We start from the raw sequence: 26,730 nt of genomic DNA, 5'->3' as shown, positions 1-26,730 counted from the left end.
ATAGCACCCTCGAACAACGGGCAAACTGAAGGGGTGCCATCCACCCTGCCTGACGGCGATCCCGTGCCCACCTCGGGCGAGCTGCCCGACAGCGCCCTGAGGGGCCTCGGCGAGCGTCCGTTCGGCTTCTACGTGCATGTGCCGTTCTGCGTGACCCGCTGCGGCTACTGCGACTTCAACACCTACACCGCCGCCGAGCTGGGCCCCGGCGCCTCGCACCGGGACTACGCGGACACGGTCGTCGAGGAGATCCGCCTCGCGCGCCGCGTCCTGGGCCCGGCCGAGCTGCCGGTGGAGACGGTGTTCTTCGGCGGTGGCACGCCCACGCTGCTCCCCCCGGAAGACCTGGCCAGGATCCTGGCCGCGATCGACTCGGAGTTCGGGTTGAGCGCGGGGGTCGAGGTGACCACGGAGGCCAACCCCGAGTCCGTCGACCCGGCCTACCTCGACAAGCTCCGCCAGGGCGGCTTCAACCGGATCAGCTTCGGCATGCAGAGCGTGGCCGAGCACGTGCTCCAGGTGCTCGACCGCCGGCACACCCCCGGCAGGGCGGCGGCGGCCGTCAAGGAGGCGAGGCAGGCCGGGTTCGAGCACGTCAACCTCGACCTGATCTACAGCACGCCCGGCGAGTCCGACGACGACTGGCGGGCCTCGCTGGCCGCCGCGATCGAGGCCGGGCCCGACCACGTGTCGGCGTACTCGCTGATCGTCGAGGAGGGCACCAGGCTGGCGGCCAGGATCCGGCGCGGCGAGCTGCCCATGCCCGACGACGACGTGGCCGCCGACCGCTACCTGATCGCCGACGAGCTGCTGTCCCAGGCCGGGTTCGACTGGTACGAGGTGTCCAACTGGGCCACGTCCGACCGGGCCCGCTGCCGCCACAACCTGCTCTACTGGACCGGCGGCGACTGGTGGGCCGCCGGGCCCGGCGCCCACAGCCACGTCGGCGGCACCCGCTGGTGGAACGTCAAGCACCCGGCCGCCTACGCCCAGCGGCTGGCGGCGGGCACGTCGCCCGCCCACGCGCGCGAGGTGCTCGGCGACGACGACCGGGCGGCCGAGCGGCTGATGCTGGAGCTGCGGCTTTCGTCCGGCTACCCGCTGGCCGAGGTGGCCCCGGACGCGCGCCCGGCCGTGGCGAGCGCGCTGGCGCGCGGCCTGCTGGAGCCCGGGCCGTTCAGGTCGGGCCTCATGGTGCTCACGCTCCAGGGACGGCTGCTGGCCGACGCGCTGATCAGGGATCTGCTGGTCTAGGTGATCAGGCGGACGGCGAACGGGTAGCGGTACGGCTCGCCCTTGTTGGTGGCCATGGCGGCCTGGATGTGGAAGATCAGGGACAGGATCCAGACGACCGGCAGCAGGAGCAGGCCGATGAAGATGATCGTCAGGATGCCCGAGATGACGTAGCCGATGAACATCGTGATCTGGAAGTTGAGCGCCTCCGCCGCCTGATCCCTGACGTAGGGGGACTCGTCCTTCTTCATCAGGTAGATGATCAGCGGGCCGACCCAGGAGACCAGCAGGCCGAGCAGGTGCGAGAGCATCGCCATGGTGGTGTCGTCGGTGCCCGGGCGGGGGCCGAACCTGCCGGGGACGTACGGCTCGCCGGGCGCGCCGTATCCGTAGCCGTAGCCGGGCGGCTGCGGCGCGGAGCCGTAACCGGGCGGGGGAGGGCCGTAACCCTGGGACTGCTGGCCGTAGCCGGGCTGGCCATAACCGGGTTGGCCATGACCGGGTTGTCCGTAGCCGGGCTGGCCGGGACCGGGCTGTCCGTAGCCGGGCTGGCCGGGACCGGGCTGTCCGTAGCCGGGTTGACCGTACGCCGGTTGGCCGTAGCCGGGCTGGGATCCTGGCTGCTGCCCGTACCCCGGCTGGCCGTAATGGGGCTCGGAGCCGGGCTGCTGTCCGTAAACGCCGGGCTGCGACCCGGGCTGCTGGGGGCCGGAGCCCTGGCTGGGCGGGATGCTCGACGGGGGGACGAAGCGGGTGGCGTCGTCGTCCGGCGGCGGCGGTTGCGGCGGGTCCTGGCTCATGATGCCTCCGTAACGAAGTCGATCAGTTCCTCGACCCGGCCGAGCAGTTCCGGCTCCAGGTCTGTGTACGTGGAGACGGCCCCGAGGATCCGCCGCCACGCCTCCGCGGGCTCCATCCGCCAGCCCAGGGCGGCGATGACGCCCTCTTTCCACGGCACTCCGCGCGGCACCGCGGGCCAGGCGGGAATGCGCAGCACGGACGGCTTGACCGCCTGCCAGATGTCGATGTACGGATGCCCCACGACGAGCACGTCCGGCGAGGTGATCTCGGCGGCGATCCTGCTCTCCTTGGAGCCGGGCACGAGGTGGTCCACCAGCACCCCCAGCCGGCGCTCCGGCTCCGGGCCGAACTCCGCCACGATGGCCGGCAGATGGTCCACGCCCTCCAGGTATTCGACCACGACCCCCTCGACCCGCAGGTCATGGCCCCAGATCTTCTCCACCAGGGCGGCGTCGTGCACGCCCTCCACGTAGATGCGACTCTCCCGGGCGACCCTCGCCCGCAGCCCCTCCACGGCGATCGAGCCCGACGCGCTGCGCCTGGGCCCCGCGGGGGCCGCCGACGGGCGTACCAGCGTCACGGGCTTGCCCTCCAGCAGGAACGCGGCGGGCGCGAGCGGGAACAGCCGGCGTTTGCCGAACCGGTCTTCGAGCGTGACGGCCTCCTTGTCACAGGCCACCACCGCGCCGCAGAAGCCGCTGTCTGCGTCCTCCACGACGAGGTCCAGCTCGGCCGGCACTTTCGGGATCTTGCCCTTGCCCGGCCGCCGCCAATTCCCCGCCAGCACATCGCCCTCGTACACACGGGGACCGTAGCAAATCACCCGCCGACCGCAAGGCGCTTGCGCGCGCCGCTGCGGCGGACCAGCACGATGATGGTGCCGGCGATGGCGATGAGCAGTCCCGCCCCGGGGATCAGGATGAGCGCCATCACCCCGCCGGCGATGCCGCCCGCGGCCGAGGTCAGCTCGCGGCCCACGCCGTACCGCACGTCGGCCTGCTCCTGGGTGGTGCAGGACAGCTGGTAGTCGCCCCTGGTGGGCGCATTGATCACGAGGATCTGCTCCCACTTGACGGACCCGGCCGTGACCGTCTGCGTGCCCGTGGTCTTGGCGAGCCTGGCTCCGTTGGTGATCTGGCACTCGTAGTGGACGGCGGTGTCGCTGGAGAGGTAGACGGCGGGTTTGTTCGCCGGGTCGATCGGCACCGTCACGGTTTCGCCGGACGCGAACGTCCTGGTGGGGGCTATGTTGCTGACGCTGCTGACGATGCCCGTGGCGAACAGGACGACGCCTGCGATGGTGCAGACCACGGCGATGCCCCAGACGAGCCCGATCCACCAAAGTCGCGGTTTGATGGCTTTCGAGTCGATTCGTGCGGGGAATTGGGGTTGTTGGCCGTACTGTCCGTACTGAGGAAGTGGGCCGTACTGGGGCGGCGGGCCGTACTGAGGCGGAGGCCCGTACTGCGGCGGCGGCCCGTACTGGGGCGGTGGCTGACCGTAGCCGGGCTGCGACCCGGGCTGAGGGCCATAGCCGGGCTGGGACCCGGGCTGCGGGCCGTAACCCGGCTGGGAGCCGGGCTGGGGCCCGTACGGCGGAGGCGGGGAGTTGTCGCTCATGTCGGCAAGTGTGGTACTTGCCGCTTGTAAGAAGCTAGGAGCCTGGTTGCGACCTTGTGTTATCGCACCTTGTGGATGAGAGCCGTACACTTGGCACTCAGGAACACAGAGTGCTAGATGGTTGCGTTCCTCGGATGTCAGAGGCAGGAGGTGAGCACGTGCTCGACGATCGGAAGCTGGCGGTGCTCCGCGCCATTGTCGAAGACTACGTGTCCACCAACGAACCGGTGGGCTCCAAGGCGCTCGCCGAGCGCCACAACCTGAAAGTCTCCCCGGCGACGGTCAGGAACGACATGGCCGCGCTGGAGGAGGAGGGCTACATCACCCAACCCCACACCAGCGCCGGCCGAGTGCCGACCGACAAGGGCTATCGGCTGTTCGTCGACCGGCTCTCGCAGGTCAAGCCCCTGTCCGGGGCCGAGCGCAGGGCCATCGAGACGTTCCTGGCCGGTGCGGTCGACCTCGACGACGTGGTCACCCGCACGGTCCGGCTGCTCGCGCAGCTGACCAGGCAGGTGGCGGTGGTGCAATACCCGACGCTGACGCGTTCGACGGTCAGGCACGTCGAGCTGGTGCCGCTGAACGACCGGCGGGTCATGCTCGTGCTGATCACCAACACCGGCCGCGTCGAGCAGCGCGTCATCGAGCTGCCCGAGGTGGTGGAGGACACCCGCATCGCCCACCTGCGCGCGGTCCTCAACGCCTGCCTCGACGGCTGCGGCCTGAGCAACGTGCCCGAGCTGGTCGCCGACCTGCCCGAGCGGCTCCCTCTCGAAGACCGCCCGGTGGTGGCGACGATCCTGTCGGTGCTGCTGGAGACACTGGTCGAGCGGCACGACGAGAAGATCGTGTTCGCCGGCGCGGCCAACCTCGCGGGCGCCGACTTCTCGATCGGCCTGCGCGACGTGCTCGAGGCGCTGGAGGAGCAGGTCGTGCTCATGAGGCTGCTCGGCGAGACATCCGCAGACACACCGTCCGCGCTCACCGTGCGCATCGGCTCCGAAAACCCCTATCTGCGGGGGACATCCATAGTCGCGACCGGATACGGTTCAGGCGACAACCAACTGGCCCGGCTCGGGGTGTTGGGGCCCACGAGGATGGACTACCCAGTGACGATGGGAGCCGTGCGCGCGGTGGCACGCTACGTCAGCCAGATCCTGGCTGCATCATAAGAGGTCGATAAGTGGCAAACAGCGACTATTACGCCACCCTCGGGGTGCGCCGTGACGCCAGTCAGGACGAGATCAAGAAGGCTTATCGCCGACTTGCCCGCGAGCTGCATCCCGACGTGAACCCCGATCCTGAGACCCAGGAGCGGTTCAAGGAGATCACGCAGGCCTACGAGGTGCTGTCCGACCCGAACAAGCGCCAGATGTACGACCTGGGTGGCGACCCCTTCGGCGGCGCCGGAGCAGGCGCGGGCGCCGGCGGCTTCGGAGCGGGCTTCCCCTTCAGCGACATCATGGACGCGTTCTTCGGCACCGCGGCCGGCGCCAGGGGCCCGCGCTCGCGTGCCCGCAGGGGACGCAACGCCACCATCCGGGTCGAGCTCGACCTGCGCGAGACGGCGTTCGGCACCACGCGTGAGCTGGTCGTCGACACGGCCGTGCTCTGCGAGGTCTGCCACGGGGCAGGCACGGCGCCCGGCACCCACCCCGACACCTGCGACATGTGCAACGGGCGCGGCGAGATCTCCCAGGTCACCCGCTCGTTCCTGGGCCAGGTCATGACCTCGCGGCCCTGCCCGCAGTGCGGCGGTTTCGGCACCATCATCCGTCACCCCTGCCAGGAGTGCTCCGGCGACGGCCGGGTGCGCACCCGTCGTACGATCAAGGTCCGCATCCCCGCGGGCGTCGAGGACGGCACCCACATCCAGCTCGCCGGCGAGGGCGAGGTCGGCCCCGGCGGCGGCCCGCCCGGAGACCTGTTCCTCGAGATCGTCGAGCGTGCCCACGAGATCTTCGAGCGGCGCGGCGACGACCTCCACTGCACCGTGCAGATCCCGATGACGGCGGCCGCGCTCGGCACCATCCTGGCGGTCGAGACGCTCGACGGCTCGGAGGAGGTCGATGTCCGCCCCGGCACGCAGTCGGGCCAGGTCATCACCATGTTCGGGCGGGGCGTGCAGCGGCTCAACGAGTCCGGCCGCGGCGACCTGCTGATCCACGTCAACGTCGAGACCCCGACCCGCCTCGAGCCCGCGCAGGAGGAGCTGCTGCGCGAGCTGGCCAAGCAGCGGGGCGAGGAGCGGCCGCCGGGCAAGTTCGCCCCCGGCCAGCAGGGCTTCTTCTCGCGGCTGCGCGACGCCTTCAACGGCAGGTGACGTGACCGTCCCGGTGTTCCTGTCGCAGGAGCTGGACGGGCCCGAGCTGACGCTCGGCGGCCCGGAGGGGCGCCACGCGGCCTCCGTACGGCGCCTGCGGGCCGGCGAGCGGCTCGATCTGACGGACGGCGCCGGCGCGGTCGCCGAGTGCGTCGTACGCGAGGTCCTCAAGGACGCGCTGAGGCTCGACGTGCTGCGCCGCTACGAGGTCGGGCCGCCGCGGCCGCGGCTGGTCGTCGTCCAGGGGCTGCCCAAGGGCGATCGGGGCGAGCTGGCCGTCGAGATGATGACCGAGGCGGGTGTGGACGTCATCGTGCCCTGGGCCGCCTCGCGCAGCATCACCCAGTGGAAGGGCGACAAGGTCGCCAAGGGGCTGCACAAGTGGCGCTCGACGGCTCGTGAGGCGGGCAAGCAGGCCCGCAGGTTCCACCTTCCCGAGGTGACCGAGCCCGCCACCACCGCGCAGGTCGACAAGCTGCTGGCGGGTGCGGCGCTGGGGCTGGTGCTGCACGAGGAGGCGGCCGAGCCGCTGTCCGGCGTGGCGCTGCCCGCGTCGGGCGACATCGTGGTGGTCGTGGGGCCCGAAGGGGGCGTCTCGGACGACGAACTGGCCGGGTTCCGGGCGGCAGGGGCGGTGTCCGTGCTGCTGGGGCCCACGGTGCTGCGTACGTCCACGGCAGGGGTGGCGGCGGCCTCAGTGCTGCTCACGCGTACCGGACGCTGGTAGAGCCTTTCAGGGCGTCGGCTGAGAGGCGTCCACCAACGGGCTGGTCACGTCGGTCGGACTGTCGGTGATGTCGTCGGGCGGGCACTCGTCGGCCGGGCACGTCGTGGGCTGCAGAGTCTCCTCCACCGACGACGGCGACGGGGTCGGCGAGACCGTGGGGCAGTCGGACGGCGGCTCGGCCTGCTCGGCCAGGGGCGACGGGCACTCGGTCGTCGTGGGAGTGGGGGTCGGCGAGGGCCTGCTGGTCGATTCGGCCCTCTTCGTGGGCCGGGGCGTCGGGCTCTTGGAGGGGATCTCGGGGATTCCCACCGGGTGCTGGTCGTGGCTGGTCGGCTGCCTGGGCGGCGGCTCCTGGGAGCGGGTGGTGGAGGAGTTGGACGGCACCTTGGAGGTCGTCTCGCTGTCCACCCACTTGGCGGGCTGGTCGATGATCTGCGAGCGCAGGCTGGGAACGGCCATCACGATCGTTCCCGCCACCAGGAGGGCACTGGCGGCGGCCGCGCCCGCTCGCCACCAGAACAGATTGCGGACACCGCGCCGCTCGATGCGGGTGCGGATGATCTCCAGTCCGTCCGGCGAGGGCACGACCGCGTCCGCCTCCGCGCGGAGCGCACGGCGCAGGAGATCTCCGTGCTCGTCGGGGGGCTGGATCATGACATTTTCTCCAGAACGGATCGCAAGGCGGCCATGCCACGTGCGGTGTGGCTCTTGACCGCGCCCTTGCTGATGCCCATCGCGTGGGCTATCTCAGCTTCGGACAGATCACCGTAGTACCGCAGAACCAGTGCTTCTCTCTGTCGGGTCGGCAGGGCCCGTAACGCCTCGATGACGGCGGAGCGTTCCAGCTCGCCGATCGCGCCGTTCTCGGCGCTCGGGGCGTCCGGCAGACCCTTGGGAGCGTACTTCTCGACGACCGCGCGGTGACGCAGCACGGAACGGGACCGGTTGACGACGGATTGACGGAGGTAGGCCAGTGCCTTGTCGGGGTCACGCAGCCTGCGCCAGGCGCCATGGATGGCGACGAACGCATCCTGCACGACTTCCTCGGCTGTTGCCATGTCTCGCACCAGCAACACGGCAAGACGCACCAACGACCGAAAATGCGCGCTATAGAGCGCGGTCACGGCCATGTCGGCATCCCACCCGACCGGCACCGCCCCCATCGACCTGTCGGCCAGAAGGGTTTCGGTGGTCACATCAGTGGGACGCGCGGCCTTCCCAGAGGGTTTACGCTCTTCCGGTTCTTGAGGTTTCCCCGGTTCCTTAGGGTGCATTACCCAGTCGTGTCCTCGCCAGGTGGCGCTCGCCCGACCCTGAATCGTCTCTTTTTTTGCTGAAGTGTCGCACACTTACCCTAACCGTGTGGATCTTCCTGCGCACGACACAGCTGATTACCGATTCGCAACGGGTTCCGTGCGTCGGGGGTCTCGATAAGGTGGCCGGGTGAGCGATTGCCTCTTCTGTCAAATCGTCGCCAAGGAGATTCCCGCCGAGATCGTTTACGAAACCGGCAGGACGCTGGCGTTCCGCGACGTCAACCCGCAGGCCCCGACCCACGTGCTGGTCATCCCGAAGCAGCACCACCGCGACGCCGCGGAGCTCGCCAGGGCCGACGACGGCCTGGCCGACGACGTGCTCAAGACCGCCCACGCCGTGGCCGTGCAGGAGGGCGTGGCCGACGGCGGCTACCGCGTGGTGTTCAACACCGGGCCCGGTGCCGGGCAGACGGTCTTCCACGTGCACGCCCACGTCCTGGGCGGGCGCGGCCTCACCTGGCCCCCCGGCTGATATTGGGGAGAGCAATCGGCCTGGTCCCGGATACCATGGGCTCAGACGAACAACGCAAGAGACCTGGAGGCATCAGGCCGCGGGCCTGCCCATGTCCGAACTACACGAATCCCGACGTACGGCACCTCCCTCGCGCACTCAAGCCAAGGTGCTGATTCCGGACGAATACCCGATGGTCAGCCTCCTGGGCTCCCGCGACGAGCTGCTACGCGTCATCGAGGGTGCCTTCAGGGCCGACATCCACGTACGGGGTAACGAGATCACCGTCACCGGCAGCCCCGACGAGAGCGGCACCGTGGTGCGGCTCTTCGAGGAGCTGGTCGAGGTCCTGCGCAGCGGCGGCGAGCTCACCCCCGACGCGGTCGAGCGGAGCATCGCCATGCTCCGCATGACCTCCGACCGTCCCGCCGAGGTGTTGTCGCTCGACATCCTCTCCTCGCGCGGGCGCACGATCAGGCCGAAGACGGTCAACCAGAAGCGCTACGTCGACGCGATCGACAACCACACGGTCGTGTTCGGCATCGGCCCCGCCGGCACCGGCAAGACCTATCTCGCGATGGCCAAGGCCGTGCGGGCGCTGCAGGAGAAGCGGGTCAACCGGATCATCCTGACCCGCCCGGCCGTCGAGGCCGGCGAGCGGCTGGGCTTCCTGCCCGGCACGCTGTACGAGAAGATCGACCCCTACCTGCGGCCGCTCTACGACGCCCTGCACGACATGGTCGACCCCGACTCGATCCCCAAGCTGATGGCGGCGGGCACGATCGAGGTCGCACCGCTGGCGTACATGCGCGGTCGCACGCTCAACGACGCGTTCATCATCCTCGACGAGGCGCAAAACTCCTCGGCCGAGCAGATGAAGATGTTCCTCACCCGGCTCGGGTTCAACTCCAAGATCGTGGTGACCGGTGACGTGACGCAGGTCGACCTGCCCACCGGCACGGTGAGCGGGCTGCGGATCGTCCAGGAGATCCTCGACGGCATCCCCGACATCCACTTCGTGCGCCTGTCCAGCGCCGACGTGGTCCGCCACAAGCTGGTGAGCGAGATCGTGGACGCGTACGGGCGTTACGACGCCACGCAGGCCGCGCAGGAGCCCAAGAGCATCCAGCACCGGGGGAAGCGGCGACCATGAGCATCGAGATCAACAACGAGTCCGGCGTAGAGGTCGACGAGGAGAAGCTCTCCGCCCTGGCCGCTCACGTGCTCGGCGAGATGGGCATCAACCCGCTCGCCGAGCTGTCCATCGTGGTGGTCGACGAGGACGCCATGGCCGAGCTCCACGAGAAGTGGATGGGCGAGCCGGGCCCGACCGACGTGCTGGCATTCCCGATGGACGAGCTGCGCCCCGGCGGCGGAGCGCGCGGCGACTCCGAGAGCCCGGCCGACCCGGCGCTCCTCGGCGACGTCGTGCTCTGCCCGCACGTGGCAGCCCGGCAGGCCAAGGAGGCGGGCCACAGCGCGGCCGACGAGCTGGAGCTGCTGTGCACCCACGGCATCCTCCACCTGCTCGGCTACGACCACGCCGAGCCCGAGGAGCACAAGGAGATGTTCGGCCTGCAGGCCCGGCTCCTGGAGTCGTGGCAGGAGGTGCGCAACCCGCAGTGAACGCCTGGTTGCTGTCGGCCATCGCGCTCGTGATCATCGGTGGCCTGATCGCCAGCGCGGAGACGGCACTGACGCGCATCTCAAGGGTGCGCACCGAGGAATACGTGCGTGAGGGCCGGCGGGGCGCGGTGCGCCTGCAGGCCATCGTCGACGACCCGCCCCGCTACCTCAATCTGCTCCTGCTGCTCAGGCTGAGCTGCGAGCTGGTGGCCACGGTCATCGCGACCCTGCTGTTCATCGACCTCATGCACGACCAGGGCTGGGCGTACGTCTGGGCCGCGGTCGTGATGATCGTGGTCAGCTACGTCGTGGTCGGTGTCATGCCGCGTACGCTGGGCCGCCAGCACGCCGAGCCGGTCGCGCTGGCCAGTGCCCCCATCGTCTACGGCCTGACCCGCATCTTCGGCCCGCTGCCCAAGCTGCTCATCCTGCTCGGCAACGCCCTGACCCCCGGCAAGGGGTTCCGCGACGGGCCGTTCACCTCGGAGGCCGAGCTGCGCGAGCTGGTCGACCTGGCCGAGGAGCGCCGGGTGATCGAGCCGGACGAGCGCGAGATGATCCACTCGGTCTTCGAGCTGGGTGACACGCTGGTGCGCGAGGTCATGGTGCCGCGCACCGACATGGTCCACATCGAACGCGGCAAGTCGATCAGCCAGGCCCTGTCGCTGGCGCTGCGCAGCGGGTTCTCCCGCATCCCCGTCGTGGGCGAGAACGAGGACGACGTCATCGGCATCGCCTACCTCAAGGACATCGCCCGCAAGATCCACGAGTCCGGCGAGGGCGGGGGCGAGGACACGGTCGAGTCGATCATGCGGACGGCCGCGTACGTGCCCGAGAGCAAGCCCATCGACCAGCTCATGCGGGAGATGCAGGCGCGCCAGATCCACATCGCCATCGTCATCGACGAGTACGGCGGCACCGCCGGGCTGGTCACGATCGAGGACGTGCTGGAGGAGATCGTCGGCGAGATCACCGACGAGTACGACCAGGAGGCGCCCCGCGTCGAGCCCATGTCCGACGGCGGGATGCGGGTGACGGCCCGGATGCCGGTCGACGAGCTGGGCGAGCTGTTCGACACGGAGATCGAGGTCGACGACGTGGAGACCGTGGGCGGGCTGCTCGCCCACGCTCTGGGCCGGGTGCCCATCGCCGGGTCGCAGGCCGAGGTGGCCGGGCTCATGCTCACCGCCGAGAGCTTGGCGGGCCGCCGCAACCGCATCAGCACGGTGGTGGTCCGCCGTGCCAAGCCCTCGGAGGACGACACCGAACCGGTCGGCGCCGAACACGACTGACCTGTCTCAGGGCGGGTCCGGACGAAGGCGGACGAAAGGTCGCAAGCGTTCTACAAGTCTTCTGCAAGCCGGTCCGGGCACTCTCTAACCACGACATCCAGTGCGGTGGGTGTCAGAGGGGAAAGCATCCGAACGCCGGGTGGGGTTCGCGGCGGGAGGATGTCCCTGGGGGGAACGACGGTGTCCCGGCCGGCTGCCCAGCCGGCTGGGACGCAGGTCGGCGTAAAGGGTGTTCTCGTCCGGAAAACCGGGTGAGGGCACCCTTTTTGCGCATTGGTGGAAGCTCCGGTGGATTGCCGCATTCGTCGGTGGGGGAGGCTGCGATCCAGGGGGAATCATGAAACGCGAGATCATCGCCTGTGCCCTGCTGGCCGGCGTTCTGGGGGGTTGCGTCAGCGGGGGGACGGGGAGCGCTCTCGACGCGCAGGCCACCGCGCACCTGCGCGAGGTGCTCAGCAAGGAGCCGCCGTTGCCCGACGGCTTCACGGCCCGGCCCGAGCAGGCGTGGCGGATGCCGTTCGCGCAGGCCGACAGCAACTGCAAGGCCGTGCTCGAGCCCGTCGGGGGGCTGGCGCCGAGGCAGGCGCTGACGGCCGAGGCCGCGGTCAGCTACCGCGGTGACGGGCTGGGGGAGCAGGCCGGGGTGGGGCTGGCCCGGTACGCGGACGGGGAGGCCGAGGAGCACCTCGACGCGCTGGCCGAGGCCCTGGAGTCGTGCCGGGAGGTACGTACGTCCTCCGGCACCGACCTGCGCTCGCAGGAGCTCCCGGTCGAGAACGCGGCCGACGAGACCGTGGGGGCGCGGCTGAGCGGGCGCCTGAACGGTTACCCGTACGCGATGGACGTCGTGCTGTCGCGGGTGGGCGACACGCTGGTCTCGGTCGTGCACACGGGCATGAACGACGTGGACGCGGCCCGTACCAGCGAGGTGGTCGACGCGGTCATCTCCATGACCGGGACCCACTGACAGGAAACCTGCTGTCATGCCTGGTCGAGGCTGCGGGGGCAATCCGCTTGGCGGATTTCTCGTAGCCTTGTTCCCGTGACACTCGATCCTGAAGACAGCAAGATCATCACTCTGGCCCGGGCGGCCCGAGCGCGTAACGAGTCCGCGGAAGGGGCCGCCGTACGCGACGAGACCGGCCGTACGTACTCGGCGACCGACGTGGCGCTGGACGCGCTCACGCTGTCGGCGGTGCAGGTGGCCGTGGCCATGGCGGTCTCCAGCGGCGCGCGGTCCCTGGAGGCCGTGGCGCTGGTGAGCGAGGGCGCGCCGAGCGCCGCCGACGAGGCCGTGGCCGCGGAGCTGGGCGTCAAGGCGCTGCTCGTGGCCGGTCCCGACGGGAAGCTGCGGGGCTGATCATGCCGATGTCGCCATTTTTGGCGAAATTGCGGGAGAAGGTTGGCACCGATCTGCTCATGCTGCCGTCGGCGGCGGGCTTCGTGTTCGACGACGCGGGCAGGCTCCTGGTGGCCCGCCACGGCGACGTCGGCCTCTGGGCCGCGCCCGGCGGCGGCATCGACCCTGACGAGCGGCCCGAGGACGCCATCGTCAGGGAGCTGCACGAGGAGCTCGGCATCGACATCGAGGTACGCGGCCTGATCGGCGTGTTCGGCGGCCCCGAGTTCCGCACCGTCTACCCGAACGGCCATCAGGTCGGCTACGTCATCGCCGCCTACGCCTGCGTGATCGCCCCGGGCTCCGCCGGACCGGAGCCGGACGGGGTCGAGATCAACGACTACCGATGGGTGACCGAGCAGGAGTTCTCGGAGCTGCCGACGACGCCCTGGACCCCGATCGCCGCGCCCCAGGCGTTCGCCTGGTGGCGTGCGCATGCCCGCTGATAGGCCACAATGCAGAATGTGACTTCGCCAGACAACCATCGCGCCGGATTCGCCTGTTTCGTGGGGAGGCCGAACGTCGGCAAGTCCACGCTCATGAACGCCCTGGTCGGCAGCAAGGTGGCGATCACCTCGTCCAAGCCGCAGACGACCAGGCGCACCATCAGGGGCATCGTGCACCGGCCCGACGCCCAGCTCGTCATCGTCGACACGCCGGGCCTGCACCGTCCGCGCACGCTGCTCGGCGAGCGGCTCGACAGCCTGGTGCTGTCCACGCTGACCGAGGTCGACGCGATCGGCTTCTGCGTGCCCGCCAACGAGCCGATCGGCAAGGGCGACCGGTTCATCGCCGACAAGCTCGCGGCGGTGAAGAAGACGCCGGTCGTGGCGGTCGTGACCAAGTGCGACCTGGCGTCCAAGGAGCAGATCGCGGAGCAGCTGCTGGCGGTGTCGCAGGTGGGGGAGTTCGCCGCGATCGTGCCGGTGTCGGCACAGTCGGGCGAGCAGCTCGACGTGTTGGCCGACGTGCTGATCGAGCACATGCCCGAGTCGCCGCCGCTCTATGAGGACGGCCAGCTCACCGACGAGCCCGAGCAGGTGCTGGTGGGCGAGCTGATCAGGGAGGCGGCGCTGGAGGGCGTACGCGACGAGCTGCCCCACTCGATCGCCGTGGTCGTCGACGAGATGATGCCCCGGGAGGGGCGCGACGACCTGCTGGACATCTACGCGCACCTGTTCGTGGAGCGGCCCTCGCAGAAGGCGATCGTCATCGGGCACAAGGGCGAGCGGCTGCGCGAGGTGGGCACCAAGGCCCGCAAGCAGATCGAGGCCCTGCTCGGCACCCGCGTCTACCTGGACCTGCGGATCAGCGTGGCCAAGGACTGGCAGCGCGACCCCAAGCAGCTGCGGCGCCTGGGCTTCTACGACTGATCGGCTCGGGGGCGGCGGGCCGGCACCAGGACGGCCGGCTGATCAGCTCAGGGGCGGCGGAGCAGCGCCACGACGGACAGCACGACGACCGCCACCGCGCAGCCCATGGCCGCGAACCAGCCGAACTTGATCACCGGCCCGACCGACAGCACCTGGCCCAGGTCGAAGGAGAGCCGGTCGCGGACGCCGCTCCCGTCGGTCATGAAAAGCACCAGCACCGCCACCGCCGCCGCCCCCGGGACGGCGGCCAGGGCGGCGACCCTGGGGCGGGTGAGCAGCCCGGCGATGCCGCAGCCCAGCGCCGCCAGGCCCGCCACCAGCGTGTAGACGCCGAACGTGTCGTCGATGCCGCGGATGTCGTTGGCCAGCCCGCCGCCGATCAGCTCGCTGCGCACCTCGAGCCCGGACCACGGCAGGACGGCGCAGAACACCAGCAGCGCTCCGGCCACCACGACGGCCAGGGCGTAGCCGCGGTGGGCCGCCGGTTTGGCGGGGGCGGGCTGGAGGTAATCGGCCACACGATCACTGTAAGCCGGACACGCGCCTCCCACCACCGAACGCAACGGGGTCGTCACCATCACCGCCAACCGCCGCAGCCGCTTCCGGGCGCCGTCATCGGCGGCCGGGGCTGGGCGATACGGGGGGTGCCGCTCTTGTCTTAACGGGTTCGCCAGGTCAGGGCTCCGGGGTGAGGGTGGTGCGTTCGCCCCATTCGAGGCGGGAGCGGAGCTGGACGGCGTCCGCGGCCAGGGCGGACACGAGCGTGCCCCGACCGGCCAGGGGCAGGACGGCGACGCCTTCGGCCACCACCGGCTCCTTGGCGGACGTCGTGAGGAACGTGGTGCCGACGCAGCGGGCAGAGCCGTAGACGGCCGGGGAGGTGTCCACGGCCGGGTCGCCGACGGTGAACTCCTGCCGGAGCACCGGGCGGCCGTCGCACGTCGCGTCGAAGCGGGCGTGGCAACGCCCCGAGACCTCGCCGTGGCGGCCGAAGACGATCTCCTCGCGCCACAGCACCTCGGCGTCCGCCGCCAGCTCGAGGCGTACCAGGAGCCGATGCTCGCACCCGGCGGCGAGCACCGTGGGCTCCGGGGTGAAGCGGAGTGTGGCGCCCGCCCCCACCCGGGCCGTGACCAGCATCTCGGACGTGCCGTCCCCCGGCAGGACCAGGGTGCTGGCGACCGAGCCCAGCTCCAGGGTGGTGCGCGGGGCGACGTCCAGGTCCAGGGAGAGCCGGTCGCCGCCGAGCGGGCCCGCCGCCGTGGAGATGAGATGCACGGTGTACGGCCCCGTCTGGCGCAGCGTCAGAGGGGGCGCCGAGGCCAGCCGGCGGATGAGGGTCCGGCCATCCGGGGACGAGGCCGTCGCGACGGCGGCGCTCGCCCTCATCCCGCGGCGGCCGGGCCGGGCGCTGGCGGGCATCAGGAGACGGCGGCCGCGTGGGTGTGGGACCAGGCCGTCACCTGCTCGGACACCCAGGAAGCGACCGTGGCGGCGGTGGGCTCCTGCCTGATCGAGGTGAACAGCACCGGCCTGTCACCGCGTACGGCCGCCGCGTCCCGATCCATCACGCCCAGGTCGGCGCCCACCATCGGGGCCAGGTCGGTCTTGTTGACGACCAGCAGGTCCGCCGTCGTCACCCCCGGACCGCCCTTGCGCGGCACCTTGTCGCCGCCCGACACGTCCAGGACGAAGATCTGCCTGTCCGCCAGCCCCCGGCTGAACGTGGCCGTCAGGTTGTCGCCGCCGCTCTCCACGATCACCAGGTCCAGCGGGCCGAAGCGGTGCTCCAGGGTCTCCACGGCGTCGAGGTTCGCGGCGATGTCGTCGCGGATGGCGGTGTGGGGGCAGCAACCGGTCTCGACGGCGAGGATGCGCTCGGGGTCGAGCACGCCCGCCCGGCGCAGGAAGTCGGCGTCCTCGGTGGTGTAGATGTCGTTCGTCACCACCCCGAGGGACAGCGACGGGCCCAGCGTCCTGCACAGCGCGGCCACCAGGGCCGTCTTGCCGCTCCCTACCGGGCCGCCCACCCCGAGCCGCAGCGCCCGGCCGCGGCCGTCGGGGGCGTGGTGGTGGTCGTCGTGATTGGCACCCATGTCTGGGGATCCTTCCTTAGGAGACGAACAACCTGACCTCGGCGCGCGCGTGCTGCTCGGCCAGGAGGTCAAGGGCTGGGGACGAGTACGCAGGGAGCGCCGCCGACCAGGGGAGCGGGTCCGCGGGGTCCGGGGTCTGGCTCGTGGGGCCGGGGTGGGCGGTCGAGTCGGTGTCCGTCACGGTGGGGTGGGCGGTCGAGTCGGCGTTCGTCACGTCGGGGTGAGCGGTGGAGCGGGCGTTCGTCACGGCGAGGTGGGCTTCGGTGGCGACGGCCGTGAGGTCGGGGGTGAGGTCGGCCAGGAGCCCGTGCACGGCCACCGGGTCGAGGCCCAGGAGCCGCACCGCCGCCGTGGCGGGCCCGCTGATCGCGTGGTACGCCGCCGCCATGGCCGCCTCCTCGGCCGTGGCGCCCGCCGCGTACGCCACCGCTCCGAGGGCGATCGGGTGATGGGGGCTCGGTACAGCCCCCGCCAGCTCATCGAGCACCGGTGACGGCCACACGCGGCGGGCGACCCTGAGGAGGAGCCTGCCCTGGGTCCTGGACGCGTCCCGCTGGGCGGGGGCGGCGGTCCTGGCATCGACCTCGGCGTCGAGCAGCACCCACGGCGCCCCGGCCGCGACCTGACCGACTTCGGCGTCGGCCCCCGCCCCAGTGGTGCTGCTCGCGCTGGTGGGCGGCTGAGGTGGCGGGGTGGTGGCCTGGGTGTGGGCGGCGGCTGTGAGGGTGGCGGCGAGGGCGCCGGTGGTGTGGAGGCGACCGCGGAGGAAACGCGCCAGTGAGGGCACGTCGGAGACCGCTCCCGACGTGATGGCCTGTTCGGTGCCGCCCGAGTGGGCGTGGCCGCCGGCCGGGAGGCGGGAGTCGGCGAGGAGGAGCAGCGCTGGGTTCATGGCATCAGAAGAGGAAGTAGCGCTGGGCCATGGGAAGGCGGGTGGCGGGGGCCGGTTCGACGAGGTCGCCGTCGATGCGGACCTCGAACGTGTCGGCCGCCACCTCGATCCGGGGCATGGCGTCGTTGAGCGGCATCCAGGACTTGCCGCGCCGTCGTACGTCCGCCACCGGAGCCAGGCGGCGGCGTACGGACAGCCGGTCCGCGAGGCCCGACTCCAGGGCCAGCGGCGCGACGAAGTGGAGCGAGGTGGCGGCGGCGGTCACCGGTGAGGCGCCGAACATGGGACGGGGCAGCACCGGCTGCGGCGTCGGGATGGAGGCGTTGGCGTCGCCCATCTGCGCCCAGGCCACCACGCCGCCCTTGAGGACGAGGTCGGGCTTGACCCCGAAGAACGCCGGGTCCCAGAGGACGAGGTCGGCGAGCTTGCCGCGTTCGACGGAGCCGACCTCGCCGTCCAGCCCGTGGGCGATAGCCGGACAAATCGTATATTTAGCGATGTAGCGGCGGGCTCGCAGGTTGTCCGCGGGCCCACCGAGCGACCCCCGGCGGCCCTTCATGACGTGCGCCGTCTGCCACGTACGGATGATCGTCTCCCCGATCCGCCCCATCGCCTGCGAGTCCGAGCCGATCATCGAGATCGCCCCCAGATCGTGCAGCACGTCCTCGGCGGCCATCGTCGCCGGCCTGATGCGCGACTCGGCGAACGCCAGGTCCTCCGGGATCGACGGGTTGAGATGGTGGCACACCATGAGCATGTCGAGGTGCTCGTCCAGCGTGTTGACGGTGTGCGGCCGGGTGGGGTTGGTGGAGGAGGGCAGGATGTTGGGGTAGGAGGCGACGCGGATGATGTCGGGAGCGTGCCCGCCGCCGGCCCCTTCGGTGTGGTACGCGTGGATCATCCGATCCCCGATGGCCTTCAGCGTCGACTCCACGAACCCCGCCTCGTTCAGCGTGTCCGTGTGCAGCGTCACCTGCACCCCCGAGGCGTCCGCCACGCTCAGGCAGGCGTCGATGGCGGCCGGCGTCGAGCCCCAGTCCTCGTGCAGCTTGAAGCCGGAGGCCCCGGCCTCGAGCTGCTCCGTCAGGCCGTCCGTGGAGACCGTGTTGCCCTTGCCGAGCAGCGCGAAGTTCAGCGGGTACGCGTCCAGCGACTCCAGCATCCGGCCCAGGTACCAGGCTCCGGTGACGGTCGTCGCCTTGGTGCCCTCGACGGGCCCGGTGCCGCCGCCGACGATCGTGGTGACGCCGGAGGCGATCGCCTCGTCGAGGACCTGCGGGCAGATCAGGTGGACGTGCGAATCGACGCCCCCGGCGGTGACGATCTTGCCGTTGCCCGCGAGCACCTCCGTGGACGGCCCGATGACCAGGTCGACGCCGTCCATCGTGTCGGGGTTGCCGGCCTTGCCGATGGCGTAGACGCGGCCGTCGCGGATGCCGACGTCGGCCTTGACCACGCCCCAGTGATCGAGGATCACCGCGCCGGTGATGACCAGGTCGGCCGCGCCCTGCGCCCGGGTGGTCCGCGCCTGTCCCATGGACTCGCGGATGACCTTGCCGCCGCCGAACACCGCCTCGTCGCCCGGCCCGGCGGGCCCGATCGACAGGTCCTCGGTGACCTCGATGAACAGGTCGGTGTCGGCCAGCCGGATCTGGTCGCCGACCGTGGGGCCGTAGAGCGCCGCGTACCGGGCGCGCGAGATCTCAGCCATCGAGCGGCCCCGCCCACTCCGGCCGCAGCCCGGGCACGACCCGGTTGCCCGCCAGCGGCACGAGCGTCACGTCGCGCTCGACGCCCGGCTCGAACCTGACCGCCGTCCCCGCCGGCACGTCCAGCCGCATGCCCCACGCCGCCTTCCTGTCGAACTCCAGCCCCGGGTTGGCGGCCGCGAAGTGGTAGTGCGAGCCCACCTGCACCGGCCGGTCCGCCGTGTTCACCACCCGCAGCGTGCGGCGCTCGCGCCCGGGGTTGAGGGTGTGAGCGCCCTCGGGGTGCACGTACTCGCCCGGGATCACGGGATCGGCCTGTGTACGGTGACCAGCTTCGTGCCGTCGGGGAACGTCGCCTCGATCTGCACGCTCTCCAGCATCTCCGCCACGCCTTCCATGACGTCGGCCCGGCCGAGCACCGACCGTCCGGCCTCCATCAGGTCGGCCACGGAGCGCCCGTCCCTGGCCCCCTCCATGAGGAACGACGCGATGATGGCGGTAGCCTCGGGATGGTTCAGGCGCAGGCCCCTGGCCTGCCGCTCGCGCGCCACCCCGGCGGCGACGTGAATGAGCAGCCGTTCCTGCTCGTGTGAGGTAAGCCGCATGGCCGGACCATAGGAACCGGCGGTTTCGTGGCTGTTGCCGGGGCATGTCGTGTTGGTTTCGCACTGCGACTCAACCCCCATATTTCGGATTAAGTGCATTTGTGAACACTCGGCAAACGCGTCTTAACAACCGCGATCTACTCGGGAAATCTCGCGGAGTCACCTTTCTCCCAGTAACGGTCGGCAGGAAGGAACGGCTGTGCGCATCTCCCGTCCGATTGTCTCCGCCACCTTGGTGTTGGCCCTCGCGGCCTGCGGATCGAATGCCAAGCCCGCCGACTCCAAGGAGATCAAGGTGGGCCTCCTCCACTCGCTCAGCGGCACGATGGCGATCAGCGAGGTCACCGTCCGCGACGCCGAACTCCTGGCCATAGAAGAGATCAACAAGGCCGGCGGCGTGCTCGGCAAGCAGCTCGTCCCCGTGGTGGAGGACGGCGCCTCCGACTGGCCCACGTTCGCGGAGAAGGCCACCAAGCTGATCAGGCAGGACAAGGTCGCCACCGTCTTCGGCGGCTGGACCTCGGCCAGCAGGAAGGCCATGCTGCCGGTCTTCGAGCGCCACAAGGCCCTGCTCTGGTATCCGGTGCAGTACGAGGGCCTGGAGAGCTCGCCGTACATCTTCTACACGGGCGCCACCACCAACCAGCAGATCATCCCCGGCCTCGACTACCTGAAGGAGCAGGGCAAGAAGAAGCTGTTCCTGGTGGGCAGCGACTACGTCTTCCCGCGGACCGCGAACAAGATCATCAAGGCGTACGCGGCGGCGAACGGGATGGAGATCCTCGGCGAGGAGTACACGCCGCTCGGCCACACCGAATACTCCACGCTGGTCAACAAGGTCATGCAGGCCAAGCCGGACGCCGTCTTCAACACCCTGAACGGCGACAGCAACGTGGCCTTCTTCAAGCAGCTCAAGAGCGCGGGCTCGTCCGCCGACAGCATGCCGGTGCTGTCGGTGAGCATCGCCGAGGAGGAGGTCACCGGCATCGGCGTGGACAACATCGTGGGCCAGCCGGTCGCCTGGAACTACTACCAGACCACCGACACCCCGGCCAACGACGCGTTCGTCAAGGCGTACAAGGCCAAGTACGGGCAGAACAAGGTCACCTCCGACCCCATGGAAGCCGGCTACAACGCGGTCTACCTGTGGGCCGAGGCGGTCAAGAAGGCGGGCAGCACCGAGGTCGAGGCGGTCAAGAAGGCCGCGCCCGGCATCTCGCTCGAACGCCCCGAGGGCCTGGTCACCATCGACGGCGAGAACCAGCACATGTACAAGACCGCCCGCATCGGCATCGTCCAGCCCGACGGCCTGATCAAGCAGGTGTGGGACTCCGGCAAGCCGATCAAGCCGGACCCGTACCTCAAGGGCTACTCCTGGGCCTCCGGCCTGGCGGCGGGGCAGTGATGCCGGCCTTCCTCAACCAGCTCCCCATCGGCCTGTCCATCGGGGCGGTGCTGCTGCTCATCGCGCTCGGTCTGACGTTCACGTTCGGGCAGATGGGCGTGATCAACATGGCGCACGGCGAGTTCATCATGGCGGGCGCGTACACCGCGTTCCTGCTGCAGGACCTGGTGCTCGCGCTGCCGGCGGCGTTCCTGGTGGCGGGGCTCATGGGGCTGATCCTGGAGCGGGCCGCCATCAGGCACTTCTACGGCCGCCCGCTGGACACGCTGCTGCTCACCTGGGGTGTCAGCCTGGTGCTGCAGCAGCTCGCCCGCGACCTGTTCGGCGCGCCGAACGTGCAGGTGCCCGCCCCCTCCTGGCTCGCGGGCGGGGTGGGCATCCTGCCCTACAACCGGCTGTTCATCATGGGGCTCGCGATCGCCGGCGTGGTGGCGGTCTGGCTGTACCTCAACCGCACCGGGCTCGGCCGCCGGACCCAGGCCGTCGTGCAGAACCGGCAGCTCGCCGCGACCAGCGGCATCGACACCGGCCGGGTGGACATGCTGACGTTCTTCATCGGGTCCGGGCTGGCGGGCGTGGCCGGGGTGGCGCTGACGCTGATCGGGCCCGTCGGGCCGGCGCTCGGCACGTACTACATCGTGGACGCGTTCCTCGTCGTCGTGGCGGGCGGGCTCGGGCAGCTGCGCGGCGCCGTGCTGGCCGCGATCGGGCTGGGGCTGCTGAACTCCTACGCCGAGTTCTGGTCGGACGCCTCCCTGGCGAAGGTCATCGTGTTCGCCGTGATCATCGCGTTCCTGCAGGTGCGCCCGCAGGGCATGTTCGTGCTCCGGTCGAGGGTGCTCACATGATCAAGAGAAATCTGCCTTTCGCGACAGTGGCCGTGATCGCTCTGGTGGCGGCCCCGCTGCTGCTGGAGCCGTTCCGGCTGGGGCTGCTGGCGAAATACCTCTGCTACGCGATCGTCGCGCTCGGGATCGGGCTGGCCTGGGGGCAGGGCGGCATGCTCACCCTCGGCCAGGGCGTCTTCTTCGGGCTCGGCGGCTACGCCATGGCGATGTACCTCAAGCTCACCGAGGCCGGCGGCGGGCTGCCCGACTTCATGGTGTGGAGCGGGGTGGAGCGGCTGCCCGCGCTGTGGGCGCCGTTCGCCAACCCCATATTCGCCCTCGCCATGGCCGTGCTCGGACCCGTGGCGATCGCGCTGCTGCTGGGCGCGCTGGTGTTCCGGCAGCGGGTACGGGGCGCGTACTTCGCGATCCTCACCCAGGCGCTGGCCGCCGCCCTGGTCATCCTGCTCATCGGCCAGCAGGGCCTGACCGGCGGCACCAACGGCATGACGAACTTCTTCGAGCTGTTCGGCCAGGACCTGGCCGAGGACTCCACGCAGCGGACGCTCTACCTCGTGGTGGCCGTCGTCCTCGGGGTCCTCTACCTCGCCACCCGCCAGCTCGTGAACAGCCGCTACGGCCGGCTCCTCGTCGCCGTCAGGGACGGCGAGGACCGGGTGCGCTTCCTCGGCTACGACCCGGCCCTGGTCAAGACCGTCACCTTCGCCGCCTCGGCGGGCATGGCGGGGCTGGCGGGCGCGCTGTTCGTGCCGGTGGTCGGCATCATCTCGCCCGCGCTGCTCGGCGTCGTGCCCTCGCTGGAGCTGGTCGTCGCGGTGGCGGTCGGCGGGCGGCACGCGCTGGCCGGCGCGGTGCTCGGCGCGGTCGTCATGGGCTACGCCAAGACGGCGTTCAGCGAGCAGTTCGCCGACGGCTGGCTCTACCTGCAGGGCGCGCTGTTCATCCTGGTCATGACGCTCGCACCGAAGGGGATCGTGGGCCTGGTGGGGAGGTGGCGGCGTGCTCGAACTACGTGACGTCCAGGTCGTGTTCGACGGCTTCCGGGCGCTCGACGGCGTGGACCTGACCGTGCCCGAGGGCGAGCTGCGCTTCCTGATCGGGCCCAACGGCGCGGGCAAGACCACGCTGATCGACGTGATCACCGGCCTCACCAGGCCGGCGGCGGGCAGCGTGCGGTTCGGCGAGCACGACCTGGTCGGCAGGAAGGAGCACCAGATCGTCCGCCTGGGCGTCGGCCGCACGTTCCAGACGTCGGTCGTGTTCGAGGAGCTGAGCGTGGTCGAGAACCTCGACCTCGCGGCCAGCTTCCGCAAGCCGCTCTGGTCGCTGGCCAGGCGGCGCAAGGGCGTGTCGGAGGCCGTCGAGGAGGCGCTGGCCAGGACCGGACTCGAAGATCTCGCCGAACGTTCGGCCGGTGTTCTCTCGCACGGCCAGCGCCAGTGGCTGGAGATCGGCATGCTGCTGGCGCAGCGCCCCCGGCTGCTGCTCCTGGACGAGCCGGTGGCGGGCATGTCCAGCGACGAACGGGAGCGTACGGGGGAGCTGCTCACCCAGATCGCCGCCGACCACACGGTGATCGTGGTGGAGCACGACATGGAGTTCCTTCGGCGGCACGCCTCGACGGTGACCGTGCTGCACGAGGGCAGGGTGCTCGTGGAGGGGTCGGTCGACGAGGTCAGCGCCGACCCCCGCGTCCAGGAGGTCTACCTGGGGAGGAGGGCCAGCGATGCTGTCGGTGACCGGCCTTGAGTCGGGGTACGGGAGGGCACGCGTACTGTTCGGGGTCTCTCTGGAGGTCGGGCCGGGACAGCTCGTGTGCGTCATGGGACGCAACGGCGTCGGCAAGACCACACTGCTCAACACCGTCATGGGCGTGATCCCGGCGACGGCCGGCACGGTCACGTTCGACGGCCGCGACGTCACCCGGCTGAAACCGCACGAGCGGGTCAGGCTCGGCATGGGGTACGTCCCCCAGGGCCACCAGTGCTTCCCCCAGCTCTCGGTCCTGGGCAACCTGCTGGTCACCATGGAGGCCGCCAAGGTGACCAGGGAGGCCATCGACGAGGCACTGGAGGTGTTCCCCGCGCTCAAGCCGCTGCTCAAACGGAGCGCCGGCCACCTGTCGGGCGGCCAGCAGCAGCAGCTCGCCATGGCCCGGGCCCTGGTCACCAGGCCCAGGATGCTCATACTCGACGAGCCGACCGAGGGCATCCAGCCGTCGATCATCCTGGAGATCGAGGCGGCGATCGAGCGGCTGCACGCCGCAGGGCTGGCCGTGCTGCTGGTGGAGCAGTACCTGGACATCGCGCTGCGGCTGGCCGACACGTTCGTCATCCTCGACGGCGGGCACGTCGTGCGCACCGGGGCCGCCGAGGAACTGCACCGGGAGGACGTCCGCCGCCTGCTCGCGGTCTAACCCTGGGCCAGCAGGGCGCGGGCGTTGGCGGCGCCCTGGCGGTCGCCGGTCCGCTCGAACACCTCCAGCGCCGCCCCGGCCAGTTCCCGCGCCCGCCCCGCCGCGCCCTCGGCCCGGTTCACCCTGGCCAGGGCCAGCAGGGCGTGCGCGTCCAGCAGCCGGTCGCCGAGGCGTACGGCGATGCTCCTCGCCTGCTCGGCGGCGGCCCTGGCGGCCGTTTTGGCGGCCTGCGCCAGGTGCGTCGCGGACAGGTCGAGCAGCGTGTCGGCCTGCCGGTGCCGGTCGCCCAGCTCCTCCAGGTGCTTGACGGCGGCCCGCAGGCGTTCGGCGGCCTCGTCGAGCCGCCCCGCGCGGCGCAGCACGGCCCCGAGCACGCGCTCGGCGTCGGCGGCGTCCCGCTGGTTGTCCGCGCCCTCCAGGCAGGTGCGCAGGGCCCGCTCGGCGTCCTCCAGCCGCCCCTGCTCCAAGTGGACGCGGCCGAGCCGGCGCCTGGTGTGGTTCACCTCGCGGGTCCGGCCCTGCCGCAGGAACATGCCCAGCGCCAGCCGCAGCCGCCCGTGCGCGAGCTCCCACTCCCGCTCGGCCAGGTGCAGGTCGCCCTGGTCCAGCAGGACCAGCGCCTCGCCCCGGTCGTCGCCCGAGCGCCGCGCCGCCTCCAGCGCCCGCGTGACCACCGCCCGCCAGTCGTCCAGGAACCGGTGGCGCTCCAGGTAGGGAGCCAGCAGGTGCGCCAGCCGCCAGCACCCCTCGTCGAGCCCCGCCGCGTGCAGGTCGGCGACCAGGCTCACCAGGAACGCCCGCTCGGCCGCCAGCCACTCGACCGACTCCCTGATGTCCCTGGTGGCCACGGCCGTGGCCGGATCGCCCGACACCAGTGAGAACCGCGAGGCCCGCACCCTGGCCAGCACCACCTCCGACAGCCGCCCCAGCACGCCCGGCACGGGCTGCTCGCGGGCGAAGAGCCTGGTCAGGTCGTGCAGCCGGTAGCGGACCTGGCCCGCCACGTCCACGCCGTGCGTCTCCAGCAGGCCCGCGTCCACCAGCGCCTCGGCCTGCCCGCCGAGCTGCTCGGTCACCCAGTCGGCGAAGTCGGGGGCCGACAGCGCGCCGAGCCCCCGCAGCGTCAGCCGGGCGGACTCGGGCAGCCCGTCGAAGCCGATCGCGAACACACTGCGCACCGCCTGGTCACCCGCGTGCAGCCGGTCGAGCCGCTCGTGCTCGTCCTCCAGCAGGCCCACCAGGTAGTCGACGGTCCACTCCGGCCGGGCCGCCAGCCGGGAGCCGGCGATGCGCAGCGCGATCGGCAGGCCGCCGCAGAAGCGGGCCAGCCGGGTCATGGCGTCGTCGGCCGGCCGGCCCGAGCCGCTCACCAGCAGGTCGATGGCCTCGCCGGCGCCGAGCACGCCCACCGACAGCCGCCGCGCGCCCGTCAGGCCGCCGAGCGAGGACCGGCTGGTCACGATCGTCGAGCACGAGGTCAGCAGCGGCCGCACCTGCGCCTCGCCCGAGGCGTTGTCGAGCAGCACCAGCAGCTTGCGGTTGGCCGTGTAGGTGCGGAAGAGCCTTTCCCGCTGCTCCGGCGACGCCGGGATCGCCTGGGCCGGGCAGCCCAGCCAGCGCAGGAAGTCCTCCAGCACGGCCGACGGGGTGGTCGTCTCGCGCAGGTCGGCGTACAGGATGCCGTCGGGGAAGCTCTCCCGCTCCCGCCAGGCCGCGTGCACGGCCAGCGCCGACTTGCCCGCGCCCGCCTGCCCGTGCACCACGACGTGGCCGCCCACCACCTCGTCGAGCAGCTCGCCCCGGCCGGTGAAGCCGGTCACGTCGGGCGGCAGCAGCACCGGCGGGCCGGCCGAGACGTGCAGCGACACGTCGTCGTGCAGCATGCGGTGGTAGAGCAGCTGCAACTCGGAGTCGGGCTCGATCGCGAGCCCGCCGTCGAGCTGGTCACGCAGCACCGCGTACGCGGCCAGCGCGTCCACCCGGCGGCCGCTGCGGTAGAGGGCCAGCATGTACTGGCCGCGGAAGCGCTGCCACATCGGATGCTGCCTGGTCAGCCGGCGCAACTCGCCGAGCAGCTCGCGGTGCCGGCCGGCGTCCAGGTCGGCCTGCACCCGGCGCTCCAGCGCCAGTAATCGCAGCTCCTCCAGCTCCTCGCGCAGCCGGCGCGTCTCGACCCACCGCTCGCCCTCGGGGTCGACGTCCTCCAGGACCTCGCCCCGCCACAGGCTCAGCGCCTCCTCATAGGCCCCCTTGTCCACCAGCAGCCGGAACCGGTCGACGTCGAGCTGCCCGTCGCCCAGCGCCAGCACGTACGAGCCCGCCACGGTCGTGATCACGTCTTTCCCGACGAGCTGGCGGAGCTGGCCGACGTAGCCGCGCACCAGCGAGTCGGAGCGGTCGCCGTCCTCGCGCGGCCACAGCAGCCTGCGCAGCCGCTCGACCTTGAGCGGGCGCCCGGCGTTCAGCAGGAACATCGCCAGCAGATCGCGGTGCTTCGGCACGGTGGGGGTGCGGTCCTGGCCGTCGCCGTCGAGCACTTCGAGCGGCCCCATGATGCGAAATTCCACGCGACCTTCCTTGGAGGAGGAGACGTCGATC

The 26,730-nt window shown here is 71.0% G+C and carries 30 protein-coding genes; 17 read left to right on the top strand and 13 right to left on the bottom strand.

Annotated features, from left to right (window positions below):
* Positions 1 to 33 precede the first annotated feature (33 nt).
* Positions 34 to 1,254: a radical SAM family heme chaperone HemW gene (gene hemW / locus ACWDRB_RS18115; RefSeq protein WP_449895123.1), complete on the top strand. Its 1,221-nt coding sequence runs from the start codon at positions 34 to 36 to the stop codon at positions 1,252 to 1,254.
* Here the strand turns inward: hemW and ACWDRB_RS18110 are convergent.
* The 3 genes from ACWDRB_RS18110 to ACWDRB_RS18100 are packed head-to-tail and all read right to left on the bottom strand — an operon-like array spanning position 1,251 to position 3,654.
* Positions 1,251 to 2,033: a DUF4870 domain-containing protein gene (locus ACWDRB_RS18110; RefSeq protein WP_449895121.1), complete on the bottom strand. Its 783-nt coding sequence runs from the start codon at positions 2,031 to 2,033 to the stop codon at positions 1,251 to 1,253. The two genes, hemW and ACWDRB_RS18110, sit on opposite strands and share 4 nt — an antisense overlap.
* Positions 2,030 to 2,836: a DUF3097 domain-containing protein gene (locus tag ACWDRB_RS18105; protein WP_350724923.1), complete on the bottom strand. Its 807-nt coding sequence runs from the start codon at positions 2,834 to 2,836 to the stop codon at positions 2,030 to 2,032. The genes ACWDRB_RS18110 and ACWDRB_RS18105 overlap by 4 nt, the downstream gene beginning before the upstream one ends.
* Before the next feature lie 17 nt (positions 2,837 to 2,853).
* Positions 2,854 to 3,654: a hypothetical protein gene (locus tag ACWDRB_RS18100; protein ID WP_449895118.1), complete on the bottom strand. Its 801-nt coding sequence runs from the start codon at positions 3,652 to 3,654 to the stop codon at positions 2,854 to 2,856.
* A gap of 158 nt (positions 3,655 to 3,812) precedes the next feature.
* Here ACWDRB_RS18100 and hrcA point away from each other — a divergent pair, with 158 nt between their 5' ends.
* The 3 genes from hrcA to ACWDRB_RS18085 are packed head-to-tail and all read left to right on the top strand — an operon-like array spanning position 3,813 to position 6,704.
* Entirely contained in the window at positions 3,813 to 4,826 is a 1,014-nt protein-coding gene (hrcA, locus tag ACWDRB_RS18095) for a heat-inducible transcriptional repressor HrcA (RefSeq protein WP_350724927.1), read from the top strand.
* A gap of 11 nt (positions 4,827 to 4,837) precedes the next feature.
* Positions 4,838 to 5,977 (top strand): molecular chaperone DnaJ, encoded by a 1,140-nt coding sequence (dnaJ, locus tag ACWDRB_RS18090; protein ID WP_350724929.1) that lies wholly within the window; start codon positions 4,838 to 4,840, stop codon positions 5,975 to 5,977.
* A 1-nt stretch (position 5,978) separates the two neighbouring features.
* Positions 5,979 to 6,704 carry a 16S rRNA (uracil(1498)-N(3))-methyltransferase gene (locus ACWDRB_RS18085; protein WP_449895115.1) on the top strand — a complete coding sequence of 242 codons (726 nt, stop codon included), beginning with the start codon at positions 5,979 to 5,981 and terminating at the stop codon, positions 6,702 to 6,704.
* 6 nt (positions 6,705 to 6,710) lie between these two features.
* On the opposite strand, the gene ACWDRB_RS18080 is transcribed toward ACWDRB_RS18085, so the two are convergent.
* Both ACWDRB_RS18080 and ACWDRB_RS18075 read right to left on the bottom strand, forming a co-directional pair.
* Positions 6,711 to 7,358, bottom strand: a complete 648-nt coding sequence (locus ACWDRB_RS18080) for a hypothetical protein (protein WP_449895112.1) — start codon at positions 7,356 to 7,358, stop codon at positions 6,711 to 6,713.
* Positions 7,355 to 7,867: a SigE family RNA polymerase sigma factor gene (locus ACWDRB_RS18075; protein WP_049573205.1), complete on the bottom strand. Its 513-nt coding sequence runs from the start codon at positions 7,865 to 7,867 to the stop codon at positions 7,355 to 7,357. Before ACWDRB_RS18075 ends, ACWDRB_RS18080 begins: the two co-directional genes overlap by 4 nt.
* A 280-nt stretch (positions 7,868 to 8,147) precedes the next feature.
* On the opposite strand from ACWDRB_RS18075, the gene ACWDRB_RS18070 reads away from it, so the two are divergent.
* The 8 genes from ACWDRB_RS18070 to era all read left to right on the top strand — a co-directional run bounded on the left by ACWDRB_RS18070 (position 8,148) and on the right by era (position 14,161).
* Positions 8,148 to 8,492 carry a histidine triad nucleotide-binding protein gene (locus ACWDRB_RS18070; RefSeq protein WP_363967462.1) on the top strand — a complete coding sequence of 115 codons (345 nt, stop codon included), beginning with the start codon at positions 8,148 to 8,150 and terminating at the stop codon, positions 8,490 to 8,492.
* A 91-nt stretch (positions 8,493 to 8,583) separates the two neighbouring features.
* Complete coding sequence (locus ACWDRB_RS18065; protein WP_449895110.1) at positions 8,584 to 9,624, top strand: PhoH family protein; 1,041 nt, start codon at positions 8,584 to 8,586, stop codon at positions 9,622 to 9,624.
* Entirely contained in the window at positions 9,621 to 10,097 is a 477-nt protein-coding gene (gene ybeY, locus ACWDRB_RS18060) for an rRNA maturation RNase YbeY (protein WP_350724937.1), read from the top strand. Before ACWDRB_RS18065 ends, ybeY begins: the two co-directional genes overlap by 4 nt.
* Positions 10,094 to 11,389, top strand: coding sequence for a hemolysin family protein (locus ACWDRB_RS18055; RefSeq protein WP_449895107.1), 1,296 nt, complete (start codon positions 10,094 to 10,096; stop codon positions 11,387 to 11,389). Before ybeY ends, ACWDRB_RS18055 begins: the two co-directional genes overlap by 4 nt.
* Positions 11,390 to 11,726: 337 nt before the next feature.
* Positions 11,727 to 12,356: a hypothetical protein gene (locus ACWDRB_RS18050; RefSeq protein WP_350724941.1), complete on the top strand. Its 630-nt coding sequence runs from the start codon at positions 11,727 to 11,729 to the stop codon at positions 12,354 to 12,356.
* A gap of 75 nt (positions 12,357 to 12,431) precedes the next feature.
* Positions 12,432 to 12,749, top strand: coding sequence for a cytidine/deoxycytidylate deaminase family protein (locus ACWDRB_RS18045; RefSeq protein ID WP_192791110.1), 318 nt, complete (start codon positions 12,432 to 12,434; stop codon positions 12,747 to 12,749).
* A 29-nt stretch (positions 12,750 to 12,778) separates the two neighbouring features.
* Complete coding sequence (locus ACWDRB_RS18040) at positions 12,779 to 13,234, top strand: NUDIX domain-containing protein (RefSeq protein ID WP_449895104.1); 456 nt, start codon at positions 12,779 to 12,781, stop codon at positions 13,232 to 13,234.
* Between the two features lie 18 nt (positions 13,235 to 13,252).
* Positions 13,253 to 14,161 (top strand): GTPase Era, encoded by a 909-nt coding sequence (era, locus tag ACWDRB_RS18035; RefSeq protein WP_397367033.1) that lies wholly within the window; start codon positions 13,253 to 13,255, stop codon positions 14,159 to 14,161.
* Positions 14,162 to 14,208: 47 nt separating this feature from the next.
* Here era and ACWDRB_RS18030 read toward each other — a convergent pair whose 3' ends face one another.
* The 7 genes from ACWDRB_RS18030 to ACWDRB_RS18000 all read right to left on the bottom strand — a co-directional run bounded on the left by ACWDRB_RS18030 (position 14,209) and on the right by ACWDRB_RS18000 (position 19,463).
* Positions 14,209 to 14,679 (bottom strand): hypothetical protein, encoded by a 471-nt coding sequence (locus ACWDRB_RS18030; protein ID WP_449895101.1) that lies wholly within the window; start codon positions 14,677 to 14,679, stop codon positions 14,209 to 14,211.
* 157 nt (positions 14,680 to 14,836) lie between these two features.
* Positions 14,837 to 15,583: an urease accessory protein UreD gene (locus ACWDRB_RS18025; protein WP_449895098.1), complete on the bottom strand. Its 747-nt coding sequence runs from the start codon at positions 15,581 to 15,583 to the stop codon at positions 14,837 to 14,839.
* Positions 15,583 to 16,257, bottom strand: coding sequence for an urease accessory protein UreG (ureG, locus tag ACWDRB_RS18020; RefSeq protein WP_363967450.1), 675 nt, complete (start codon positions 16,255 to 16,257; stop codon positions 15,583 to 15,585). The genes ACWDRB_RS18025 and ureG overlap by 1 nt, the downstream gene beginning before the upstream one ends.
* Positions 16,258 to 16,273: 16 nt before the next feature.
* The gene (locus ACWDRB_RS18015) at positions 16,274 to 17,149 is read right to left on the bottom strand and encodes an urease accessory protein UreF (protein WP_449895096.1); all 876 of its coding nucleotides are present in this window, start codon (positions 17,147 to 17,149) and stop codon (positions 16,274 to 16,276) included.
* A 4-nt stretch (positions 17,150 to 17,153) separates the two neighbouring features.
* Positions 17,154 to 18,860 carry an urease subunit alpha gene (locus ACWDRB_RS18010; protein ID WP_449895093.1) on the bottom strand — a complete coding sequence of 569 codons (1,707 nt, stop codon included), beginning with the start codon at positions 18,858 to 18,860 and terminating at the stop codon, positions 17,154 to 17,156.
* On the bottom strand, positions 18,853 to 19,164 hold the full coding sequence (locus ACWDRB_RS18005; protein WP_350724958.1) for an urease subunit beta: 312 nt from the start codon (positions 19,162 to 19,164) through the stop codon (positions 18,853 to 18,855). The genes ACWDRB_RS18010 and ACWDRB_RS18005 overlap by 8 nt, the downstream gene beginning before the upstream one ends.
* The gene (locus ACWDRB_RS18000; protein ID WP_449895090.1) at positions 19,161 to 19,463 is read right to left on the bottom strand and encodes an urease subunit gamma; all 303 of its coding nucleotides are present in this window, start codon (positions 19,461 to 19,463) and stop codon (positions 19,161 to 19,163) included. The genes ACWDRB_RS18005 and ACWDRB_RS18000 overlap by 4 nt, the downstream gene beginning before the upstream one ends.
* A 199-nt stretch (positions 19,464 to 19,662) precedes the next feature.
* Between ACWDRB_RS18000 and urtA the strand changes: the two genes are divergently transcribed.
* Genes urtA through urtE form a run of 5 tightly spaced genes read left to right on the top strand, consistent with a single transcriptional unit; the run spans position 19,663 to position 24,132 of the window.
* Positions 19,663 to 20,868: an urea ABC transporter substrate-binding protein gene (urtA, locus tag ACWDRB_RS17995; protein ID WP_435054225.1), complete on the top strand. Its 1,206-nt coding sequence runs from the start codon at positions 19,663 to 19,665 to the stop codon at positions 20,866 to 20,868.
* Positions 20,868 to 21,716, top strand: coding sequence for an urea ABC transporter permease subunit UrtB (gene urtB / locus ACWDRB_RS17990; protein ID WP_319713349.1), 849 nt, complete (start codon positions 20,868 to 20,870; stop codon positions 21,714 to 21,716). The genes urtA and urtB overlap by 1 nt, the downstream gene beginning before the upstream one ends.
* Entirely contained in the window at positions 21,713 to 22,732 is a 1,020-nt protein-coding gene (gene urtC, locus ACWDRB_RS17985; protein WP_449895086.1) for an urea ABC transporter permease subunit UrtC, read from the top strand. Before urtB ends, urtC begins: the two co-directional genes overlap by 4 nt.
* Positions 22,716 to 23,465 carry an urea ABC transporter ATP-binding protein UrtD gene (urtD, locus tag ACWDRB_RS17980; protein ID WP_350724963.1) on the top strand — a complete coding sequence of 250 codons (750 nt, stop codon included), beginning with the start codon at positions 22,716 to 22,718 and terminating at the stop codon, positions 23,463 to 23,465. The genes urtC and urtD overlap by 17 nt, the downstream gene beginning before the upstream one ends.
* Complete coding sequence (urtE, locus tag ACWDRB_RS17975) at positions 23,443 to 24,132, top strand: urea ABC transporter ATP-binding subunit UrtE (protein WP_350724964.1); 690 nt, start codon at positions 23,443 to 23,445, stop codon at positions 24,130 to 24,132. Before urtD ends, urtE begins: the two co-directional genes overlap by 23 nt.
* Here the strand turns inward: urtE and ACWDRB_RS17970 are convergent.
* Positions 24,129 to 26,699, bottom strand: coding sequence for a BTAD domain-containing putative transcriptional regulator (locus tag ACWDRB_RS17970; protein WP_449895083.1), 2,571 nt, complete (start codon positions 26,697 to 26,699; stop codon positions 24,129 to 24,131). The two genes, urtE and ACWDRB_RS17970, sit on opposite strands and share 4 nt — an antisense overlap.
* Positions 26,700 to 26,730 lie beyond the last annotated feature (31 nt).

This window comes from Nonomuraea sp. NPDC003707, from assembly GCF_053587055.1.
Note: the sequence above shows the minus strand (reverse complement) of the source record. Positions and strands in the feature narration are given on the sequence as shown.

Coding starts and splice junctions, on each gene's coding strand:
- ureG (WP_363967450.1), bottom strand. CDS start 16,257: ATGGGTGCCAATCACGACGACCACCACCACGCCCCCGACGGCCGCGGC.
- ACWDRB_RS18080 (WP_449895112.1), bottom strand. CDS start 7,358: ATGATCCAGCCCCCCGACGAGCACGGAGATCTCCTGCGCCGTGCGCTC.
- ACWDRB_RS18065 (WP_449895110.1), top strand. CDS start 8,584: ATGTCCGAACTACACGAATCCCGACGTACGGCACCTCCCTCGCGCACT.
- ACWDRB_RS18050 (WP_350724941.1), top strand. CDS start 11,727: ATGAAACGCGAGATCATCGCCTGTGCCCTGCTGGCCGGCGTTCTGGGG.
- urtC (WP_449895086.1), top strand. CDS start 21,713: ATGATCAAGAGAAATCTGCCTTTCGCGACAGTGGCCGTGATCGCTCTG.
- ACWDRB_RS18010 (WP_449895093.1), bottom strand. CDS start 18,860: ATGGCTGAGATCTCGCGCGCCCGGTACGCGGCGCTCTACGGCCCCACG.
- ACWDRB_RS18015 (WP_449895096.1), bottom strand. CDS start 17,149: ATGAACCCAGCGCTGCTCCTCCTCGCCGACTCCCGCCTCCCGGCCGGC.
- ACWDRB_RS18110 (WP_449895121.1), bottom strand. CDS start 2,033: ATGAGCCAGGACCCGCCGCAACCGCCGCCGCCGGACGACGACGCCACC.
- ybeY (WP_350724937.1), top strand. CDS start 9,621: ATGAGCATCGAGATCAACAACGAGTCCGGCGTAGAGGTCGACGAGGAG.
- ACWDRB_RS18100 (WP_449895118.1), bottom strand. CDS start 3,654: ATGAGCGACAACTCCCCGCCTCCGCCGTACGGGCCCCAGCCCGGCTCC.
- ACWDRB_RS18025 (WP_449895098.1), bottom strand. CDS start 15,583: ATGCCCGCCAGCGCCCGGCCCGGCCGCCGCGGGATGAGGGCGAGCGCC.
- ACWDRB_RS18075 (WP_049573205.1), bottom strand. CDS start 7,867: ATGGGGGCGGTGCCGGTCGGGTGGGATGCCGACATGGCCGTGACCGCG.
- urtE (WP_350724964.1), top strand. CDS start 23,443: ATGCTGTCGGTGACCGGCCTTGAGTCGGGGTACGGGAGGGCACGCGTA.
- ACWDRB_RS18000 (WP_449895090.1), bottom strand. CDS start 19,463: ATGCGGCTTACCTCACACGAGCAGGAACGGCTGCTCATTCACGTCGCC.
- urtB (WP_319713349.1), top strand. CDS start 20,868: ATGCCGGCCTTCCTCAACCAGCTCCCCATCGGCCTGTCCATCGGGGCG.